This window comes from Ferroacidibacillus organovorans (assembly GCF_001516615.1).
In the GTDB taxonomy this organism is placed as follows: domain Bacteria; phylum Bacillota; class Bacilli; order Alicyclobacillales; family SLC66; genus Ferroacidibacillus; species Ferroacidibacillus ferrooxidans_B.
On the sequence record NZ_LPVJ01000009.1, the window covers coordinates 261,472 to 281,050 of the forward strand.

At 50.7% G+C, this 19,579-nt stretch carries 21 protein-coding genes and 2 tRNA genes; 3 read left to right on the forward strand and 20 right to left on the reverse strand.

All coding sequences use genetic code 11. The features are described 5' to 3' along the window. Positions 1-51 precede the first annotated feature (51 nt). From ATW55_RS04310 to ATW55_RS04350, 9 genes are all read right to left on the reverse strand, one after another. A complete protein-coding gene (locus ATW55_RS04310; RefSeq protein ID WP_067712895.1) occupies positions 52-372 on the reverse strand; it encodes a hypothetical protein in 321 nt (106 codons plus the stop codon). A gap of 3 nt (positions 373-375) precedes the next feature. Continuing rightward, positions 376-1,218 carry an SGNH/GDSL hydrolase family protein gene (locus ATW55_RS04315; protein ID WP_067712899.1) on the reverse strand — a complete coding sequence of 281 codons (843 nt, stop codon included), beginning with the start codon at positions 1,216-1,218 and terminating at the stop codon, positions 376-378. Next, complete coding sequence (locus ATW55_RS04320; protein ID WP_067712904.1) at positions 1,196-1,531, reverse strand: hypothetical protein; 336 nt, start codon at positions 1,529-1,531, stop codon at positions 1,196-1,198. The genes ATW55_RS04315 and ATW55_RS04320 overlap by 23 nt, the downstream gene beginning before the upstream one ends. A gap of 47 nt (positions 1,532-1,578) precedes the next feature. Then, positions 1,579-3,951, reverse strand: coding sequence for a xanthine dehydrogenase family protein molybdopterin-binding subunit (locus ATW55_RS04325; RefSeq protein WP_067713125.1), 2,373 nt, complete (start codon positions 3,949-3,951; stop codon positions 1,579-1,581). A 5-nt stretch (positions 3,952-3,956) separates the two neighbouring features. Beyond that, complete coding sequence (locus ATW55_RS04330) at positions 3,957-4,274, reverse strand: (2Fe-2S)-binding protein (RefSeq protein WP_336433210.1); 318 nt, start codon at positions 4,272-4,274, stop codon at positions 3,957-3,959. A gap of 160 nt (positions 4,275-4,434) precedes the next feature. Then, positions 4,435-5,250 carry an FAD binding domain-containing protein gene (locus ATW55_RS04335; RefSeq protein WP_067712907.1) on the reverse strand — a complete coding sequence of 272 codons (816 nt, stop codon included), beginning with the start codon at positions 5,248-5,250 and terminating at the stop codon, positions 4,435-4,437. A gap of 28 nt (positions 5,251-5,278) precedes the next feature. Continuing rightward, positions 5,279-6,001: a VWA domain-containing protein gene (locus ATW55_RS04340; protein ID WP_067712910.1), complete on the reverse strand. Its 723-nt coding sequence runs from the start codon at positions 5,999-6,001 to the stop codon at positions 5,279-5,281. A gap of 105 nt (positions 6,002-6,106) precedes the next feature. Next, complete coding sequence (locus ATW55_RS04345) at positions 6,107-6,931, reverse strand: AAA family ATPase (RefSeq protein WP_067712914.1); 825 nt, start codon at positions 6,929-6,931, stop codon at positions 6,107-6,109. A gap of 8 nt (positions 6,932-6,939) precedes the next feature. Then, entirely contained in the window at positions 6,940-7,398 is a 459-nt protein-coding gene (locus ATW55_RS04350; RefSeq protein ID WP_067712918.1) for a CoxG family protein, read from the reverse strand. A 288-nt stretch (positions 7,399-7,686) separates the two neighbouring features. On the opposite strand from ATW55_RS04350, the gene ATW55_RS04355 reads away from it, so the two are divergent. Beyond that, positions 7,687-9,231 (forward strand): GtrA family protein, encoded by a 1,545-nt coding sequence (locus tag ATW55_RS04355; RefSeq protein ID WP_067712921.1) that lies wholly within the window; start codon positions 7,687-7,689, stop codon positions 9,229-9,231. Between the two features lie 104 nt (positions 9,232-9,335). Next, complete coding sequence (locus tag ATW55_RS04360; protein ID WP_423742949.1) at positions 9,336-10,262, forward strand: glycosyltransferase family 2 protein; 927 nt, start codon at positions 9,336-9,338, stop codon at positions 10,260-10,262. Between the two features lie 461 nt (positions 10,263-10,723). Here ATW55_RS04360 and ATW55_RS04365 read toward each other — a convergent pair whose 3' ends face one another. Further along, entirely contained in the window at positions 10,724-11,179 is a 456-nt protein-coding gene (locus ATW55_RS04365) for a hypothetical protein (RefSeq protein WP_067712924.1), read from the reverse strand. Positions 11,180-11,318: 139 nt separating this feature from the next. Here ATW55_RS04365 and ATW55_RS04370 point away from each other — a divergent pair, with 139 nt between their 5' ends. Next, complete coding sequence (locus ATW55_RS04370; RefSeq protein ID WP_067712927.1) at positions 11,319-12,368, forward strand: asparaginase; 1,050 nt, start codon at positions 11,319-11,321, stop codon at positions 12,366-12,368. On the opposite strand, the gene ATW55_RS04375 is transcribed toward ATW55_RS04370, so the two are convergent. The 10 genes from ATW55_RS04375 to ATW55_RS04420 all read right to left on the reverse strand — a co-directional run bounded on the left by ATW55_RS04375 (position 12,354) and on the right by ATW55_RS04420 (position 19,490). Continuing rightward, positions 12,354-13,001: a DNA-3-methyladenine glycosylase I gene (locus ATW55_RS04375; protein WP_160327163.1), complete on the reverse strand. Its 648-nt coding sequence runs from the start codon at positions 12,999-13,001 to the stop codon at positions 12,354-12,356. The two genes, ATW55_RS04370 and ATW55_RS04375, sit on opposite strands and share 15 nt — an antisense overlap. A gap of 131 nt (positions 13,002-13,132) precedes the next feature. Beyond that, a tRNA-Gly gene (locus ATW55_RS04380) sits at positions 13,133-13,205 on the reverse strand. A gap of 72 nt (positions 13,206-13,277) precedes the next feature. After that, positions 13,278-14,051 (reverse strand): CheR family methyltransferase, encoded by a 774-nt coding sequence (locus ATW55_RS04385; RefSeq protein WP_067712932.1) that lies wholly within the window; start codon positions 14,049-14,051, stop codon positions 13,278-13,280. 35 nt (positions 14,052-14,086) lie between these two features. Continuing rightward, entirely contained in the window at positions 14,087-14,530 is a 444-nt protein-coding gene (gene ndk / locus ATW55_RS04390; RefSeq protein WP_067712936.1) for a nucleoside-diphosphate kinase, read from the reverse strand. Positions 14,531-14,661: 131 nt separating this feature from the next. Then, positions 14,662-15,639 carry a polyprenyl synthetase family protein gene (locus tag ATW55_RS04395; protein ID WP_235586988.1) on the reverse strand — a complete coding sequence of 326 codons (978 nt, stop codon included), beginning with the start codon at positions 15,637-15,639 and terminating at the stop codon, positions 14,662-14,664. 34 nt (positions 15,640-15,673) lie between these two features. After that, positions 15,674-16,396, reverse strand: a complete 723-nt coding sequence (locus tag ATW55_RS04400) for a demethylmenaquinone methyltransferase (protein ID WP_067712939.1) — start codon at positions 16,394-16,396, stop codon at positions 15,674-15,676. Positions 16,397-16,444: 48 nt separating this feature from the next. Continuing rightward, positions 16,445-17,341 carry a heptaprenyl diphosphate synthase component 1 gene (locus ATW55_RS04405; protein WP_067712942.1) on the reverse strand — a complete coding sequence of 299 codons (897 nt, stop codon included), beginning with the start codon at positions 17,339-17,341 and terminating at the stop codon, positions 16,445-16,447. A gap of 96 nt (positions 17,342-17,437) precedes the next feature. Beyond that, positions 17,438-17,647, reverse strand: coding sequence for a trp RNA-binding attenuation protein MtrB (gene mtrB / locus ATW55_RS04410; RefSeq protein WP_235586989.1), 210 nt, complete (start codon positions 17,645-17,647; stop codon positions 17,438-17,440). Positions 17,648-17,702: 55 nt separating this feature from the next. Beyond that, positions 17,703-17,777, reverse strand: a tRNA-Pro gene (locus tag ATW55_RS04415). 153 nt (positions 17,778-17,930) lie between these two features. Continuing rightward, positions 17,931-19,490, reverse strand: coding sequence for an acyl-CoA synthetase (locus tag ATW55_RS04420; RefSeq protein ID WP_235586990.1), 1,560 nt, complete (start codon positions 19,488-19,490; stop codon positions 17,931-17,933). Positions 19,491-19,579 lie beyond the last annotated feature (89 nt).

Here is a 19,579-nt window from a genome sequence, read left to right on the forward strand (position 1 = left end):
CGTTGGTTGTCCTCATGCCGCAAAGCAAAACGCTTGAAGGCTGACGTTTTTTTATGACTTCGCGATCTCATGCTTTTCAAAGAGTTGAAGGAGAAACTCCGTTGGCGTGTGCTCGACACCGTCATACTCTCTCTTTGTGTGAAGATGGATGGCGTCCGGGAATTCATCGGCGAGCATGCCGCGAATGCGTTTTCCGACATCATCTGAATCAGTAAACACAAAGAGTTCGTCATCAATCACGCGGGCGCGGATTTCCATCACGCGCTGATGGGTCGGAATACCATACGTGCAAAGCACATCAATGTCGTCGCGAAGAAGCGGAAGGATGCGCTTGCGGTCTTTTTTTCCTTCAACGATGATGACCGTGCGCATTTCTTATGACCCCACAGGATTCGTAGGCGGCGCGGACGGATTCCCCTGAGAAACATTGGTGTCAAGTGGTGCAAGGGAGCCATCCCACTGGGAAAAAAGCGCACGCAAACGGTGATTGTGAAAAATATCGCGCAACAGAATCGATGCGGCAAGTTTATGGCCTGCCGTGTTTGGGTGCCATCCGTCTGCCATGAACGGCACGTACGTCAGGTGGTGGAGCGCCAGGTAACGTTTCATTTGATCAAAAACGTTAAAGACAAAAACGCGCGGACTGATAAACGATCTTGCGACATTTACTTCAGCGGTCATATACGCCTGCTGGAGAACGGGATACTGCGTATATGACGCGCGTGAAATGGGCGTCGTCACCATGAATACCGCCGAACCGTGGCGCAGCGCGTCGGCAATTTGTTGACGGATCAGCGACGCAAAAAGCGGAACCGGGGTTCCGGCATGCGCATCGTCAAGTCCTCCCCAGGCCAACACGACGATCTGTGGGTGCGCACTGTCAAGCCAGCCTGTATATTGCGGTTGAAGGCTTGTCGCAGGTGCACCCGGCACTGCGCGATTGATCCAGTCAATGGGCAAGGCGAAGGTGTGATGCAAGCGATCGAAGGTCCGCCATAAATACCCCCCACCGCTGTCTTTCCATCCATCCGCAACGGAAGAGCCGACGATCATCACGCGCATCGCAGGTTCACTCGAATCGCGCTTGTGCACCGTGGCGTGAACGGTATGACTCGCTACCGCTGGGATGAGCGCGAACCATGCGCCAAGGAGAAATCCACCTAGGCGTACAGCGTGTGTGAGCCTGCGACGGGGGTTATTGTTGCGTAGAATCCGCATTGCGTGTGTAGCCCTCCACCATAAGTTCCATTTCCGTTTCAAATGGGAGTTTTAACGGATCCGGCAACTGATTTAACACATTGGCGATTTCAGTGATGCGAAGCGCGGACTGGTGCTTGACTTGGCTGTGCGCGGATGCTTCATACCAAGCGCGCAACGCGTCGACCAACTCGTAAAACGTCATCTGAAAATAATCGGCGTTTTCACTCGCATCTTCGAAGTCACTTTGTTGCATGATCGCATATGCGTCTTTCGCGCGCAAGAGCGCGTCATGTACATCTTGCAAGCGCCAATTTATCTCGGTGTCTGACATGACGCGCCTCCTCACTGAATCAACCGCAAGTTTTGCCTGTCGATCCCTCACTCCCCTTGGCGCGATGAAAGCCCTGTTGCGTCCATTGCATGGTCGATGGCCGCCAAAATCTGATCTGGGGTGACAGGCAGCGAAGAAACCATAAACCCAAACGGCTCGAGCGCATCGCTCACTGCGTTTGCAAACGCGGCAGGTGACGCGATAAGGGAACCTTCCCCCATGCCTTTTATTCCGCCTTCGCCGCTGGACAGTGTTTCGATATGAGCGATGCGCATGCGCGGCACTTCCGTCGAGACAGGGAGAAGATAGTCGGCGAGCGTCGTCGTTGTGACCTGCCCTTGGTCATCATAGCGCAGTTCTTCTAGATACGCGCTTCCAAGCCCCTGTGCGACGCCACCTTGAATCTGTCCTTCCACGATCAGCGGATTGATCAGCCGCCCGCAATCATTGACAACGACATAATCGAGAACCTTGACGATGCCCGTCTCAATATCCACTTCAACGACGGCGATATGGGTTCCGTTTGAAAATGTGACAGAACGCTTCGGCTGATAGCGCGCAATCACCTCAAGTCCGACCGGGAAATCCTCAGGCAGTCGTCCGACATCCGTGTACGCCACCTGGGCGAGTTCGCGAATCGAATAATTGCGCGACGGAACCCCGGCCACGAATGCTTTTCCACCTTCTAACTGAATGTCGTCTTTCGCCGCCTCAAGCAAGTGGGATGCGAGCGTCTGCAACTTCTCTCTCATCGCCCGCCCGGCTTTGAGCGCCGCTCCGCCTCCAATCGGCCCCGACCGGCTGCCGCCTGTCCCTCCGCCAAAAGGCGCGCTGTCTGTGTCTCCGTGCAAAACGACAATATCTTTAAAATCCACGCCAAGCTCATCGGCAATCAGTTGCGCCATGGTGGTTTCATGCCCCTGCCCCGAAGGACCAAGCCCAAACGCCGCCGTAACGGAGCCATTCGGCTCAATGCGAAGGGTCGCGGACTCATATGGAACAGACCCTGCCTCCGACTGCGCCATCGCGGTCGGCTCGACAAATGCGGAGATGCCGATGCCGATGTATTTGCCCTGCGCCCGCAGTTCACGCTGCTGCGCGCGCAGGTTTTCGTAGTCAAGCATCTCCAGCGCCTTCTCAAGGGATGCGCGATACGATCCTCGATCATACACCTGTCCGGCAGCGTTGGTGTATGGAAAATGTTCATCAGAAATCAGATTGACGCGGCGCACTTCTGCTGGATCTAGGTTTCGCGCACGCGCCACGCGATCGATGATGCCCTCCTGAACGAAAGAGGCAATGGGTCCCCACACCCCGCGATAGGCGCCAAGGGGCGTCTTGTTTGAGTAGGTGCAGTCGATGGTCGTCGCCAGATGTGGGATTGTATAAGGGCCTGTCAAGACGCGCGCCGCGAGCACGGTTTCCCCGATGGCGCCGCAAAACGGAAACGCGGAATACGCACCGGCGTCTGCGCGCAGATGGTCGCGAAGTGCAAGGATGCGTCCGTCTTCTGCAAAGGCGACCTCGACCTCGTGGATGTCATCGCGCGCGTGGACATCTGTCAGGAGACACTCGGTGCGATCACTGATCCATTTGACAGGAAGTTTATAGGTTAAGGCGGTATACGCGACGACCAAATACTCAGGGTACGCATGCGCTTTAATGCCAAACGCCCCCCCTACCTCAGGTACGATGACGCGCAGCTCATTTTCTTCAATGCCAAGCGCAACCGCCATGTCGCTGCGAAATCCGTGCGGGGACTGGTGGGTCGCATAGAGGGTCAGTCTGCCTGACCCTGGGTCAAGTGCTGCGGCAAGCCCACGCGTTTCAAGCGGAACCCCTGTCTGGCGGTGTGTTTGAAACACTTCGACAAGATGATAAGGCGCTGTTTGAAAGGCCTCTTCAAAACCAGCGGTCTCGTATTCGCTGTGAAACATGCGGTTTGTTGTTTTCTCGTGCACACGGCGCGGCTGATCGAGCAGAGACTCGCGCATCGCAAGAACAGGTTGCAGTGGTTCATAATCGATTATCACGCGCTCTGCCGCGTCTTCTGCCGCGTAGCGGCTCTCTGCAATGATTGCGACGATCGGTTCGCCGACATAGCGTACCACTTCGCGTGCGAGTGCCGGTTGCTCAACTCCATTGGCCACATCCTCTTCACTGCCAAAATAGCAGGGACATTCGCTTGCCGTCAGAATCCGTTTTACGCCAGGGGCTGCTTTTGCCTCGTCAAGGTGAATGGCGCGAATGCGCGCGGAGCTTCGCTGGGAGCGAACAAAGGCGATTTCATACATTCCTGGAAGGTCAATATCATCGAGATAGCGACTGGTGCCAGTCATCAGGCGTGCGTCTTCTTTGCGCGTGACGCGCGCTCCTGTGTAGTGTGGCTTCAGTGCGTTTGCGGGAATGTGACTGAGCATGTCGCTCACGCGTCTCCCTCCTTTGCAGCATCAAGGATCGCGTCTACGATAAACTGATAGCCTGTGCAGCGGCAGATATTGCCTGAAATCGCTTCGCGGATCTCTTGTTCAGTCGGGTTTTTTGATGTTTTTAAAAAAGCGGTCGCTGTGAGCAGAAATGCGGGTGTGCAAAAACCGCATTGAAGTGCGTGATGTTCTTGAAAAGCGCGCTGCAATCGGGTCATTCCGTTTGCAGACAATCCCTCGATCGTTTCAATTGAAGACCCTTCTGCCGAAACGGCAAAGATGAGACAACTGCGCTCTGGCCTGCCGTCGACAAGCACGGTGCACGCTCCGCAAACGCCGTGCTCACAACCGACGTGTGTACCGGTCAGTCCGAGTTGATGACGAAGGCGTCCGAGAGCAAAAAACGCGATTCAACATCGAGGGTGTGCGCCTGGCCATTGACCGTAAGTGTGATCGATTGTGTCTCTTGAACAGTTTTCACGCTTGTGCCTCCCTTCCCTTCAAATACGCGCGCTCGGCGACAACGGCTGCCAACTTTCTGCGGTACTCTGGTTGATCAAGCGGTTCTAGTTCGTTTGCGAGTGTTGAAAAAAGCGCCTGCCGCGCTTGATTCTCGACAGGCAGTGCCGCAAGTGACAAGTGGTAAGGCATATCGGCAACGCCAAACCAAGTGATTTCTGCACGTTCATCTTCAGCGCGGACAAATGCGCCTGCAAGCGCAAAATCACCGGGACGGCGGGTGATTTCGGCAAATTGGATGCGACTCGCTGTGCTGACTGAAAAATGAACGCGCGTCAGAATCTCATCCTCTGCAAGATCCGTCGTAAAAAGCCCGAGATAAAAGTCGCGTGCGGCGATGGTGCGTTCGCCTCGTACGCTCGTCACATCAAAGTACGCGTCAAAGGCCACCATGGCGGCTGGCAGTTCGGCTGCCGGGTCGGCGTGCGCGAGTGAACCGCCAAGCGTCCCGCGATTGCGGATGGCCCAATGCCCGACTTCTCCGGCGCACGCGGCAAGGACTGGCACATGCGCCCTCACAAGGGGGTGATCGTGGAGGTTTTGGTGCGTGATTCCGGCTCCAATGGTGAGGATGTCGCCGCTTAAAGAGACTGATGAAAACGCCTGAATTTGACGAAGGTCAATTAAGACGGAAGGTTTACTGAGACGGTAGTTCATGAGTGGAATTAAACTCTGCCCACCCGCCAATACCTTTGCGTCCTTGTGCTCAGACAGAGCGTTCGCAGCTTCTTCAACCGTTGTGGCGCGAACGTATGTAAACGGTGCTGGTTTCACAAAATCGTGCTCCTCTCACAACCCATCGTTAGGTGACAATCTCGCGCGCCAGATGGATGAGCGCTTCTTGCGAGTCGCAAGGAAGCAGTCGGCGTAAAAATGGCAGCGCCTTTTTTAGGGATCTCGTCTCGGGGGAAAAACCTTCTGTGTTCAGGTAAGGGTGCAGCCAGTAGATGCGTCGGCTGACGGCAAACATGGTGCGAAGCGAGCTTTCCACCTGTTCGGGCGGTCCGACATCCCAGCCGTCACTCAGAATGAACACGGTGGTGTCAGCGCGAAGCCACGATGTGGCGTGCTGTAAAAGCCAAGCTTCAAACGCTGCGCCAAGCAGGGTTCCTCCAGACCAAAGCGCTGTGAGTTGCACCAATCGCTCGCGCATTTTTGCGTAGGGAAGCTTGAATTCTCGTGTTGCATCGACGAGGCGCGTGGAAAAGAGAAAGACACCCACGTGGCGACGAGCGGCGACGAGTGAGGCAATCCACGAGAGATAACGATCCGCATCGTCCATCATGGAGCCTGAAACATCCCACAAGATGACCATCTTTGTCGGCGAACGCCTCTGGCGATTGCGCTGAAATGGCATGGTGTATCGTCCGCGTTTTGCGACATGCCTGGCCATTTTTTCTAGGTCAAGACGTGGAATTCCAAGGTGCATCCCGCGTGAATCAGCGCGTGTGCCGAGACGAAAGGAAAGAAGCGGAAGAAACGGATTGGCATCTTTCAGATCTGCTGGACGATCGGATGACTCCATTCCCATTCGCTCGCGTAGCCGAGACTCCACGTTTCTTTGCAATGTCGCATTGCTGTGTGCGTCTTCCTGGTGTGTTGAAGGCGCCGCCTCCGTCTTTGCGTCTTCTCACAAATCGCAAAGCCACTCAGGCATGCGGGCAAGAACATAATTCCAGTCGTATTCGTCTTTTAACACACAACCAAGTGAGCTGATAATCTGTGACTCGTCCCACGGTTTTTTTGCGTGAAGCTCTGTGAGCGCTCTTGTCCAATCGATCGCTTCCGCCGTGCCCGGCAGCTTGATGAGTGGATAGTTTCGAAATACGCGCAGTCGCGTCACGACAAAATCAACCCGTTCATCTTCTGCGCCAGGGACATGTGTGCGCACGATGCGCGCCTCGTCTTCACGTGTCGGGTAATCCATGTGATGATAAAAAATGCGTCTGCGCAGTGCGTCTGATAGTGGGCGCGTGCGGTTTGATGTGAGAAGAATGACGGGCGAGACAATGGGCTGGACGGTTTTATACTCAGGAATTGTAATCTGCCCTTCGCCCAGATACTCAAGTAGCATCGCCTCAAAGGACTCGTCTGCGCGGTCAATTTCATCGAGCAATAAAACAGCGCCGCGCTCTGCCGTGAGCGCCTTTAGCAAAGGTCGCTCGATTAAATAACGCGATGAAAAGACATTCTCACTTTCACCTTTTGTTAAATCAACCCACTGCAGATGATAATTCCAATCATAGAGTGCTTGGTGTGCGTCGATCCCTTCATAACATTGAAGGCGGATGAGATCGCGTCCGAGGGCTGATGCAATAGCGCCTGCGAGCGCGGTTTTTCCGACTCCGGCCGGGCCTTCAAGCAGGAGTGGACGACTTAGTGCGAGTGAGAGTTCTACGGCCCGTGCGAGGGAGTCGCTCGCGAGATAGCCAAAGGAAGCAAGTGAATCTTTCATGGTCACGTTCACTGTGCAGCGATGGCCGTCGCTTGTGTCACAAGTGATTTGAAGAATTGGTTGATCAACAGCTTGGCGACGCCTGAGAGCATCCTTTGCCCTACACCCGCAACCGTTCCGCCCACGTGCGCATTTCCACTATAATGCATGGTGCAGCCAGGCTTTTCTCCAGTGTTTTCTTCGAAACGAACGTGGACGCTCGCTTCCATAAATCCGGTTGGCCCTTGCCCATTGATGACAAGTGTGTAGCACGAACCAGGCTGTACATCTCTCATCTCAAGTACGCCCTGATATTGACCTTTGATACCCGCAACACCAACTTCGATTTGCGCTTCATAGTGGTAGTCTGACGTTTTTTTCAGCGATTTAAGGCCAGGCATTGCGGTCACCAGCACGTCTGGATCAGTCATGAGAGAATACGTATCTTGAGGATTGGTCGGAAATTCCTTTGTGCCTTCTAACTGCATTCGTACGCCTCCCTTTGCCTGATGTAAGAATAGTATAGCATGGCGATCAATGGATTTGGACAACACAAAACAAACTGAAATCTCGGAAACGTCCCGTGAGTCTTGGGTGATCGTGAACGTAATGCGAACTCCTATCGTTTCAAACGATATTGCTTCTGGCGATACTAGAGAATTACGCGGGTTTGCGGTACGATACCGTGGACTGGGATCCACTTCAAAGCCAGGATACAGACGTCGCCGAAGTGAACATAAACCCACGCTATTGCGTGATGTGAGGAGGTGAGACTCGTGTTACAAACCGTTCGGAACTTTCTTATGTACACTGCGGTCGGATTCGTGAACACAGGGGTATCACTGCTTCTTTATTTCTTGTTGATCGCGCTTCACGCCACGCCGACGATCGCACTTGCCCTCAGTTACTGCGCTGGGATGGGGACAAGCTATTTTCTCAACGCTCGCTTTACATTCAACCAGGATGCGCGCGGCGCGGCGCAGGTTCTTCGATTTCTCACGGTGAACGTTGTCCTGCTTCTCATGAGTGAATGGTCGCTGCATGAGATTTTGCGTGTTCTGACTCGTTCGGCCTATCTCGCGCAAATTGTAAACGTGATCCCGATGACACTGATTGGCTATTTGGCCAATCGCCAGTTTGTGTTTACTGCGCGGTATGATGACCACGAGAATCGCATCTATGCAGGTTTTTTTGGTGGCGCCGTCGGAATCGCGATCATTCAGCGCATTTGGGTGACACTTGGCGGATACTTTTTTTCAGTGATCCATCATGTCAAGACGTTAAAGTGGCTACTCATTCAAGGTCTTATCCACTGGGACGCCGGTTGGTTTCTCGCCATTGCGCGTCACGGCTATGTCCATTTTACACAGCTTGCCTTCTTCCCGTTTTATCCTGTGATCATTCGCTTTTTTCACGATGCCACGACACTCCCTGACACGGTGAGTGGGGTGATCGTTTCGAGCATTTCGTTTGTTGTCGCAATGTATTACCTTGGCAGAATCGCGAATCGCCTCTTTTCGACGCGGGTGGCTATTCTTTCCATGTTATTTTTTGCATTCTTTCCGACGGCTTACTATTTTGACGCTCCCTACAGCGAAGCACTGTTCATGGCGCTCAGTCTCGCGGCGGTTGAAAATGCGTATCGACGCAACTTTTTTCTCGCGAGTTTCTTAACAGCGCTTGCAACGCTCACGCGAAATACAGGTGCGTTACTGCTGCTTTTGGTGTTTTGGCAGTATCTGACTTGGCGTGGAATGGATCTGAGGTTTTATACGCGCGCGTGGTGGAAGAAGCTCGACTATAGAGTCATATCTCTGACGCTTCCCATTCTTTTTTTGGGGGCGTATGCGTTTTGGCTCCATAAACACTACGGACACTATCTCGCATTTTTAACGGCAGAAAAACACTGGCACCGACAATATATGCCCCTTTGGGACACCTACGCGAATACTTTGCGACAATACATTACCGGATTGCACCCCATCCTTGCGTCCTATTATCTATTGTTCGAGTTGCTTTCAGCGCTGTTGTCCATCGTTTTTATCGCGCTGTCAATCTGGTCTTACCGTACCCATCGCGCGCAGGGAGATTGGATTTTATATCTATTCATTCTGACTTGGATCGCAAGTACAGAACCATCAATAAACATCCCTGACTATCTCGTCAGCCTCCCTCGCTATTTATTGATGCTCTTTCCTGGATTCATCCTTCTCGCGGAGCGATTTCCGCGGTTTGTAGTGGCCATTCCGCTTCTTTTGGTCTTTGCCATCACTTTGTTGCGGTTAAGTGGTCTCTACTACTCTGGATCATGGATTGCCTGAGATGCTTGCTTTAGATGAGCTGAATTTCATTCAAGGAGGAAGCACAGGTGGCGATTGAAGAGCGCTTTGAAAACGTAAAGCGTGAAATTGAACGAAAGACTGCGATACCCTATGTTTCTGTGGTCATCCCCGCTTATAATGAAGAGTTGGTTATTGAAGAGACTTGTTCCAGACTGATCCGTGTCATGGACCAACTTCATTTTCCCTACGAGCTGCTCTTTGTCAACGACGGATCGCGCGATAATACCTATCGCATCCTTGAGCGTCTTGCTGGGGAGATTCCAAACGTCAAGGTGCTCGATTTTTCTCGGAATTTTGGCCATCAGATCGCAGTAACTGCGGGAATTGATCACGCTGTCGGCGATGTGGTTATCCTGATCGACGCGGACCTTCAAGATCCCCCGGAATTGATCGCGGATTTTCTCGAGAAGTGGAGAGAAGGATATGACGTCGTTTATGCTGTTCGCATGCGTCGCGAAGGAGAAACATGGTTCAAGCGTTTGACAGCAAAGCTCTTTTATCGAATGCTGCGAAAAATGACAGAGATTGAAATACCGGTTGACACCGGGGACTTTCGCTTGATGGATCGGTCTGTAGTCGAGAGCCTGCGCACGATTAAAGAGAAGCATCGGTTCATTCGCGGTCTGGTTTCGTGGGTCGGGTTTCGCCAAATTGGAGTGCCCTATGAACGTGCTGAGCGGTTTGCTGGAGAGTCGAAATATCCTCTGCGAAAGATGCTGAAATTCTCTTTGGACGGAATCACATCGTTTTCTTTTCGTCCACTACAATGGGCGAGCAAATTGGGAATGGCCTCTTCCGGGATCGGCTTTTTGTTTATTCTGGTGTTACTCTATTTAAAAATTTTCACGACACTCACGATCCAGGGATGGACGTCGCTGATGGTCGTCGTTCTCTTTTTGGGAGGTATCCAACTCTTCATGCTTGGTGTGCTTGGAGAATACATCGGTCGCATTTATGACGAAGTGCGCGATCGCCCACTCTATTTGATTCGAGAGAGAAAAAATTTCTAAATAAAAAGGGTTCCTCGCAGTATTGGGAACCCTTCGCTTTTTGGTTAGTTGCCATAATCCTTATGGATAACGCGGAAAAATCCGAGAAAAACTGAGAAAACGGATACTGCTGCAACAGCAACTACCCAATAGTCTTGAACCGTGCCAAGCGTACTCATCGATTCCACCCGCTCTCCAATCGAGACGTTAGAAACGTGACGCAATACAACGATCCTTCATGACTAAGCGTAACACGTTATATACACCATCGCAACTCATTTTACGCATATAGAGAAGATTCGAATTAAAACAATCGCGCTTGTCAAACTCCGGCTATGGCATGCGCTCGCTATCTGGTTTTGACAACGTCCCAGGTCGTGTGAAAAAGTAAAAAAAGACTGCGAGAAAAAACGCCAATCCAAACGTGCCTATAGACGCTGTGACACCTTCACTTTTTGGTTGGGTTGAATTTGCACTCTGTTTCATCGCTTTGACCTCGTTTTCGGATTTCGATATTTGGTAATGCGCCATGATTCACCGAATCGTTTCAAAATCAATTGCTGATAAGCGTACAGTGTCTTTTGCGGGACGCCAGGAATGTTTGTTCTTGTTTTTGGCGTTTCAAGAATGGGCCCACCCAAAACGATGGATGCTCGTTGTGCCGTGACGTAGACTCCGACTGTCGTCAGTGCTCCACCAATGAGCAGAACAGCCGAGAGTACCTCGATGGCCCGCAGTGTCGCGTGAGCAACAGGGGTTACGCCTTCATTTAAGACACCCCCAAGCACAGGCCCTGACAAAGATAGATTCATCCCTGCCGGCACGACAAAAAGCCCTGAGGGTGTGAGTTGTCCTGCCAATAAAAGTGCGGCAGTAATGAGATCGATGCTTTCATGCGTTCCTTGGAGGAAGGTAAACAAGGGGAAATTTCCATGCATGTCCTTTGTCTCTCCCTTCCACCTATCATACGCAAAACAGCATTACTTTGAATGCCAAACCGCCTAATTGGAGAAAATGTATGCCTTTGCCCACCTTGATTTTGTGTATTCATGTTCCTATCTGGGAACTCTATGCGTTATGACCATTTCACTTGATCATCCATTTCGTCCTTCACTGCTCTCTGTCGAGTTTCGTGGAGATGTCATTGAAAATATCCACTATGGGCATGTCGCTGTCTGCAATGCAGAAGGTCAGTTGTTGTATTCTTGTGGAATTCCTTCCGTGCAAGTCTATGGCCGCTCAGCGTTAAAGATCATACAGGCGCTGCCACTTCTTGAAACGGGAGCGGCAGATTATTTTCATATGACTGATCGAGAACTCGCTTTATGTGCATCTTCACACAGTGGTCTTCCCTCTCATCAAGAAGGGGTTCGCTCCATACTGACTCGCATTGGATGTGAAGTTCCGGATCTCATTTGTGGGTCTGTATCACCCTACAGTGGAAAAGCGCGTGACGAGATGGTCAGAGGTGGTGAACCGATGACTGGAATCTGCAATGAGTGTTCTGGGGTTCACGCTGGGATGCTCGCGACGGCAGTCTATTGTAAAGAATCCACACGCGGGTATGAAGACATTCGTCATCCAGTGCAAAAACGAGTCTTAGATGCTATACGTGAAGTAACCGCAACATCTGAGGCGAGGATTCAAGTTGGCAATGACGGGTGTGGCATACCGACATACGCACTCCCGCTTGAAAGAATCGCCTGCGGGTTTGCGCGTATGACACGTGCCTCAATGTTCCAGGAAAGACGCGCCTCTGCCATCCAGCGTATGCTTGATGCGTATTGTCTTCATCCAGAAATGGTTACGGAAGAAGATTCATTCACGACTCGCCTGATACGCGCTTTTGACGGCGATATCATTGGGAAAGAAGGTGCCAAGGGAATTTTTGCGCTTATGCATCGCCCCAAGGGTTTGGGAATAGCCATAAAGGTTGCGGATGGAACTAAGGAGAGCATACCTTCCGTCGTGTTATCGGTACTGTCACAAATCGGTTGTCTAGAAAACCTCCCTGCAAACCTTGACCGCTATAGGCGTACAGAATTGAAAAATTCATGCAATGATGTCATCGGCCAAATTGAGCCGCGCATTCGCCTACAGGCCATGCCCCACTCATTGCGCAGATGAAATTGATCCTAATTCACACGCGCGAAAGCAGTGCGCAGTGTGATCCATGACAACGCCTGTGGCCTGTAGGTAGGCGTAACAAATGGTGCTGCCCACAAAGGTAAATCCTCTTTTTTTGAGATCTTGACTCAGGCGATCCGACAACTCCGTGCGGGAAGGCACCATTCCTTCCTGGTCTGCTCGGCGCGAAATGACGCGTGCTCCTGTAAACGACCAGAGATAGTTTGAGAAACCGCCCATGGACTGCTGAATCTCGCGATAGAGCTTCGCGTTTTCAATCGTTGCAAGGATTTTTTTGCGATTGCGTATGATGCCTTCGTCACTCATCAATTGTTCAACTTTGTCGCCTGTGAACATTGCGATACGTTCCGGGTCAAAACCTTCAAACACCTCACGAAATCGCTCGCGTTTTTTGAGGACTGTCAAAAAACTGAGTCCTGCTTGCATCATCTCAAGTACGAGCATTTCAAACAACAGTATGTCATCATAGTGGGGTACGCCCCACTCTTCATCGTGATACCTTAGATAGAGCGGATCATTCGTGCACCATGCGCAGCGCAAGCGCTCATCAGTGCTTTTGACGAGTTCAATCCGGCCAAGTTGATCGGTTGGTTGCGCGTCGACGTCGCTCATCTCCTTAGTCTTACGTGCTTCATAAAGCAATCTAACTAAAATAGCGTAAATGATAAAAAAGCTTCGGGCGATTCCCCGAAGTCTTTTTTTATCACCACACCCAAACATTTCATTTTGGTTTGGCATCTTGAAGCGGATGACGGGACTCGAACCCGCAACTTTCAGCTTGGGAAGCTGACGCTCTACCAATTGAACTACATCCGCATGACACAAAAATTATAGCGCAATCCGTCACATTTTGCAAAGCGGTGACTGATATTTTGCGTACGATCTATGCTACCCAATCTTTGTATAAAAAAAGGGCGCTATCTGTGTCAAACCATACGTTTCTGAGTGAAAGATCTGTTCTGTACTTCCTACAAACAGAATGCCGCCTGGTCGCAGCGATTCGGAGAATTTGTAATACAATTTTTCCTTTGCATCGTCGGTAAAATAAATAAAGACATTGCGGCAAACGACTACATCCAAGTGATTTGGAAAATCATCGCTCAGTAAATTGTGAAGTTTAAAAGATATCCTGGCGCGGACATCGTCGCTAAAACGCCCTTGTGACGGATCAAGTGTGTGAATAAACCGTCCCCGCATAGGAGCGGGGATGGTTAGCAAATCATCACTGTGATAAATTCCCAATTGTCCTACGCGCAGTGCGTGTGGATCAATGTCCGTAGCCAAAATCTCCATTTGTGAAAGCGTCATGAACTCACTGAAAACCATCGCCATCGTGTAGGGTTCCTGCCCGGTACTGCAAGCCGCGCTCCAAGCGCGCAGGACGCCATTTTGCTCCCTGTTTTTTGCGATCAGCGCACCAAATGACTGCCATCGCTCAGGATTTCGGTAAAACGAAGAGACGTTGATCGTGAGTCGATCCATCAGTTCAGCCATCAAATCGGCATCATGCAAGGCTGCCTCAAGATAGTGGGTAAAGTTTGTATACCCGCGCCGATCCCTGAGTGTCGTCAGACGACGCTCCATTTGTGACTGGCGGTATTGGGTTAGGTCAATACCCGTTGCCGTGTAAAATTTTGCGACAAACGAATCGTAATCACCCACTCGGCTCACCCCCACATTTCTCGAGGAAAATGCCTTTAAATCCAGCGGCTGATCGTTTTGTCCAGCGAGGTCAATTCTTCGTTTGAGAACCAAAGTGCAATCTCACGCGCGGCACTCTCTTCTGAGTCACTGCCGTGAATGATATTCATTCCGACACTCACGGCGTAGTCTCCGCGGATGGTGCCAGGGGCCGCATCGATTGGATTGGTTTTGCCCATCATCGCGCGTGCAGTTGAGATGACATGCTCACCTTCCCAAACCATGGCAAACACCGGGGAAGACGTAATAAACGAAACAAGTTCCCCGAAAAATGGACGTTCTTTATGTTCTTCGTAGTGTTTTTCTGCGCGCTCTTTTGAAACCTGCATAAGTTTTGCGCCTACGAGAGTAAATCCCTTCTTTTCGAAGCGATTTATGATATCCCCAACCAAACCGCGCTGTACTCCATCCGGCTTTACCATGATAAAACTGCGCTCCATGTGATTCCCTCTTTTCTCAAACTGGATTCCAACGTGCATCGTACCAGTGTGGCACGTCTCAATGCAAGTTTATGTGCAAGATAATGATCAAAAGTGCCTTTGCTGATTTGTGTTTTGACGCACAAAGTGTGTTAATGCTCGCGCTTTCCGATATAGGTAGCAAGCGCTGCAAGCGACAAGCGCGCAGATGTTGGCGGCAACATGGCGAGTGATTCACTCGCTTTGACGAGATAGCGATCGGCAAGTTTCTGTGCGTTTGACAGGCCGCTTGATGACTTGATCAAGTGGACGGCATGTTCTACTGCTTGTTCGCTCATGTCCGGTGTTATGAGATTGCGCAGTTCAGCACCTGTCTCTTTTTCGCGAAGCGCCAAAAGGACAGGAAGCGTCACATTCCCTTGTCGCAAATCACTGCCGACAGGCTTCCCAAGACGTTCCTTCGTTGAGGTCAGATCCAGCAGATCGTCTGTAATTTGAAATGCCATTCCAGCAAAATAACCAAAGCGTCTAAGCGCGTTACAATGCGCCGGAATCGCGTTTGTCGCATGGGCTCCAAGAACACAGGACATCTCAATTAGAAAGGCTGTTTTTCTACGTATGCGATGCAAATAATGGCGCACAGTCTGATCCAGATTATAGAGATCTTTAATCTGTTCGATCTCTCCCAGGGTCATGCGATGGATCGCACTGGAGAGAATGGCATGAAACCTATGATCCTGAATGGATGTGAGAACTTGAAGTGATTGTGCAAATATAAAATCCCCCGTATACATCGACATGCGGTTGCCATAGAGAGATTTTACCGTTGGCGTTCCCCGGCGCGTCGATGCGTCGTCAATCACATCGTCATGAACAAGCGACGCCATGTGAATGAGTTCGAGACCAACGGCCACCTTTGACAATCGATCAAAATCATAGTCGCCAAATGTGCCTGCCAGTAAGACAAACACAGGACGCAAGCGTTTGCCGCCGGCCGAAAGGAGATGCATCGCCGCATCCTGAAGTTCTTTATTTTCACATTTGAGTGCCTCTTTCAAGCGATCTTCGACACGCGTGAGATCGCCTTCAAGATGTTGGTACAGTTGAGCTACATTGCTGCTTTGGTTCACCTGGACACCTGCCTTGCTCTCTACCCGACCTGCCTCATGCAGATATTTTCGGCTTATATCCGATATGCAGTGCACAAATCCCGCCCAAAAGCGCATAGTGCTCCACGCGTTCGAGTCCCGCATCCGCAAATCGCTTAGCCAGAGCAAAACGGTCGGGAAATGGTTTTAAGCTCTCCGGCAACCAGCGATAAGGTTGGTCATTGCCAACCACCGTTCGTCCCAAAAACGGTAAAACGTGATTGAAATACGCATAATAGACCGTACGAAAAATACGATTTGACGGCTTTGAGAGTTCTAGAGAGACGACAAGTCCACCTGGTTTTACAACACGACACATTTCACGCAACACCTGGTCCAGGTCGGGGACGTTTCTAAGCGCAAAACCGATTGTAGCATAATTAAACTCATCAGACGAAAATGGCAGAGCCATGGCATTCCCAAGCATCAATGTTGTCACATTAGACAACCCGCGTTGGTGTATTTTTGGCAGTGCAATATCGAGCATTTCTTGACAAAAATCAATCCCCACGACTTTTCCTGTGGGTCCAACGGCATCCGCCATCGAAATCGCCCAGTCTCCAGTACCCGTCGCGACATCCAAACAATGTTCGCCTTTTTTTATCTGCATTTTTTTCATGGCGAATTTACGCCACAGCTTATGCTGATTGAAGCTTAAGACAGAATTCATGACATCATATTGTCTTGCAATCGTTGCAAATACATCGTGAACAAATTCTGCCTTTGATGTGTCCGCCATCGCACGAAAACCCCTTATGTTAAGATTTTCGAGTTCCAATGTCTTTGATTAACTCTGCTCCGCTGCAGATGCGGGGATTGAAGCGATGCGTGCGTCAAGAACAAGTTCGATCTGATCCCAGTCTTCCCTTCCCAATACATCATTTGCAGCATGTTGAAGAGCCGTCATGGAATCTCTGAAATTTTGCATAATTCTTGTAAAAGTATCGTATTTTGCGTGAAGAAGCGTGATGCGCTTATCTTTGGTCATTTGACCGAGAACCATGCGGTCAATGTTTTTCAATTCCTCTTCTGTGGCACGCTGTTCGAGATAAACATGGGCAAGCGAGAGCGGCTCTATATCTCGCTCATCAAATAGCTCCGCTTTGTAAACCGTTGCTGAAATCGCCGCTTCGACGAACTCTTCCATGGAGCGGTCGAGTTCAAACGCATTGCACAAAGCGCGCAACAAGGCACCATGCATGGTTTTTACATCAGAAATGTACTGATCATCCGTAAGCGATCCCTCATTCAACGCGGAGTAGAGAGACGCTTTGGCGACATTGATTTTTGAGACAGCATCAGAAAAACGATGAATCATGTCAATTCGATTAGCCTCGGCGAGCAGTTTATAAAACAGACTGCTTAAATAATCGCCGCCAAGCACAGTCAATTGACCTTTTTTGTCTTGTCGCGTCGTTGTATCATCAATCTTTTCGTGAAGGGCCAACCCGTGATACATGAGGATCATGGAGGCAAGCACGCGATCCCGCGCGCCGCGCGTAAGGGTTGTCCTAGACAAAATGATCGCTCCAAGAAGAAGTTGCCACTTGGAGAGCGTCGGTAGGATTGATTCTGCTTTTAATATCGCTTGCGACATGACACGCTCCACAAAGCGTTGCAAGTCGAGCAGGCCAAAGCGATTCTCTAAAGTAGAGCTTTCGTGGTCCGAAATCTTGTTGTCCATGGGTTGAGACCACCCCTCTTGCACAGCGTGCAGACGTATTATACCACAGTGTGTTTAAGCCCAGTGTGGCCGCCGCATGTTTCTTTTGCACAGAACCTACTCTTCTGTGTCAATCGTCCCTAGTTTTGTATAAATCACGGCGGGACCGCGAACTTTGATCGCAGAAGTGTACTCCGTAAACTGTGCCAACATCACTTCATTTTTATCCAGTTTTTCGAGATGGTTGAACTTTGTATCGTGTCCTCTTGTAAGGCCTATGACTTGCACTCCGCTTTGTTTCGCTTTGATCACGACGTAATCTTCCACATAGATCCCTCCGCTCAAAAAAAATCAGCCTGCAAGACAGGCTGACATTCGGCTATGGTCGGAATGCCGGGATTCGAACCCGGGACCTCTACCTCCCAAGTAGCGCGCTACCAGGCTGCGCTACATCCCGTCAAGCATAGCCATTATAACAGGATCACAAGACTGTCGCAAGGAAAGCACGTCTTTTCTGGGGCTGAATCTCATTCTGCGACATAGTCCGCGATGGGTTCACATCACTTCCCGCGCCAAAGCAGCTGAGCTGTCTCTGCTCGCGCTTTATTGCTTAGAGCACCTTGTTCTTGCGTTGCTTTTCTGCTGTTCGCAGCTCGATCCGACGGATTTTACCGCTTGCCGTTTTTGGAAGATCAGTGACAAACTCAATCTCGCGGGGGTACTTATAGGGTGCCGTAACACGTTTTACATAGTCTTTCAATTCTTCTTTTAATTGATCCGTAGGTTCAACCCCGGCTTTGACGATGATAAACGCTTTGACAATATGTCCGCGCTCATCGTCAGGGCTGGCAACCGCCGCACACTCGGCAACGGCTGGATGGCTAACGAGCGCGTCTTCTACCTCAAATGGCCCGATCGTGTATCCAGCGCTAATGATCATGTCATCTGAGCGTCCCTCAAACCACAGATAGCCGTCATCGTCAAATCGGCCAAGGTCTCCCGTTATATAATAATCTCCAAGAAACGCTTTTGCTGTTCGCTCAGGATCGTAGAGATACCCTTGAAACAACGTGGGCAACGTCTTTTTGACTGCGATGTGCCCTATCTCACCCGTGTTTAAGATATTTCCGTCATCGTCCAGAACGGCAACCTCACTCTGTGGCGTCGGTTTGCCCATCGAACCGGGTTTTAACTCCATTCCGACTTGCGTCGCGACAAGCAGCGAGTTTTCTGTCTGGCCATAGCCATCGCGAACCAACACGCCACAAGCAGATCTGAACGCGTCAATCACTTCGCGGTTGAGCGGTTCTCCCGCGCTCACCGCACTGCGTAGCGCTTGTGGTTTCCACGTCTTGATCGCCTGGCTTTTTGCCATCAGTCGATACTCGGTCGGTGTCGCACATAAAAGAGAAATTGGATACGCTTCCATAAGTGACAGATAGACTTGTGGATCAAATCGCCCGACGTAGATGAAAGCGGTGCCGCCTTTTCCCAGAATCGATACAAACGGGCTCCACACCCACTTTGCCCATCCAGGTCCTGCCGTAGCCCACGCCCACTCGTTTGGTGCCGCGTCAAACCAATAGGTTGCAGCGTTTGCAAGATGCGCTTTTGCCCATCCGTGAACATGCACGACCCCCTTTGGCCCACCCGTTGTGCCGGATGTATAGGAGATGAAAGCCATGTCTTTTTCATCTGTATCAGCGGCAGGCATGTTCTGGGTGGCGCTTTGCGTGGAATACAGCGTGACGAATCCGTCACGGATAAAATCAACGGCAATCTTTTTTACACTGGATTGATCGACAGCCGCTTCAACCTCATCAGCGATATGCTCTGCAGTCACAACCACTGTCGCTTGCGCGTGGCGAAGTCGATACGCAATATCTTTGGCGCGCAGCATCTCAGAACCTGGCATGATGACTGCACCCATGCGAAGAAGCGCCAAGTAGATTTGATACGATTCAACGCCGCGCCCAACCATGACAAGGACGCGATCGCCCTGCTTTATGCCTTCTCTTGCAAACTGTTCTTGGGTTCCTTTGACAAGGTCAAACAGTTCCCGATAGGTCAGGCGACGCTCACCTCCATCTTGCGAAAGTGCGACAATCGCCAATTGATCAGGGTGATTTAGCTGATAATTTTCAACATGTGTCGAAAAATTGTAGTTCATGTTTATGCCCCTTCCCATCCATTTCAATATATAGGATAGACGTCACGCTCTTTCATCCTTATTCGAGTTGTTAAAACAGAATCCTTCTT

Bases quoted from the DNA above. Each gene is read 5' to 3' on its own strand.
- ATW55_RS04375 (WP_160327163.1), bottom strand. From the start codon at position 13,001: ATGAGCGACGTCGACGCGCAACCAACCGATCAACTTGGCCGGATTGAA.
- ATW55_RS04340 (WP_067712910.1), bottom strand. From the start codon at position 6,001: ATGGAGTCATCCGATCGTCCAGCAGATCTGAAAGATGCCAATCCGTTT.
- ATW55_RS04370 (WP_067712927.1), top strand. From the start codon at position 11,319: ATGACCATTTCACTTGATCATCCATTTCGTCCTTCACTGCTCTCTGTC.
- ndk (WP_067712936.1), bottom strand. From the start codon at position 14,530: ATGGAGCGCAGTTTTATCATGGTAAAGCCGGATGGAGTACAGCGCGGT.
- ATW55_RS04345 (WP_067712914.1), bottom strand. From the start codon at position 6,931: ATGAAAGATTCACTTGCTTCCTTTGGCTATCTCGCGAGCGACTCCCTC.
- ATW55_RS04310 (WP_067712895.1), bottom strand. From the start codon at position 372: ATGCGCACGGTCATCATCGTTGAAGGAAAAAAAGACCGCAAGCGCATC.
- ATW55_RS04325 (WP_067713125.1), bottom strand. From the start codon at position 3,951: ATGCTCAGTCACATTCCCGCAAACGCACTGAAGCCACACTACACAGGA.
- ATW55_RS04320 (WP_067712904.1), bottom strand. From the start codon at position 1,531: ATGTCAGACACCGAGATAAATTGGCGCTTGCAAGATGTACATGACGCG.
- ATW55_RS04365 (WP_067712924.1), bottom strand. From the start codon at position 11,179: ATGCATGGAAATTTCCCCTTGTTTACCTTCCTCCAAGGAACGCATGAA.
- ATW55_RS04405 (WP_067712942.1), bottom strand. From the start codon at position 17,341: ATGGACAACAAGATTTCGGACCACGAAAGCTCTACTTTAGAGAATCGC.
- ATW55_RS04350 (WP_067712918.1), bottom strand. From the start codon at position 7,398: ATGCAGTTAGAAGGCACAAAGGAATTTCCGACCAATCCTCAAGATACG.
- ATW55_RS04315 (WP_067712899.1), bottom strand. From the start codon at position 1,218: ATGCGGATTCTACGCAACAATAACCCCCGTCGCAGGCTCACACACGCT.
- ATW55_RS04400 (WP_067712939.1), bottom strand. From the start codon at position 16,396: ATGGCGGACACATCAAAGGCAGAATTTGTTCACGATGTATTTGCAACG.
- ATW55_RS04420 (WP_235586990.1), bottom strand. From the start codon at position 19,490: ATGAACTACAATTTTTCGACACATGTTGAAAATTATCAGCTAAATCAC.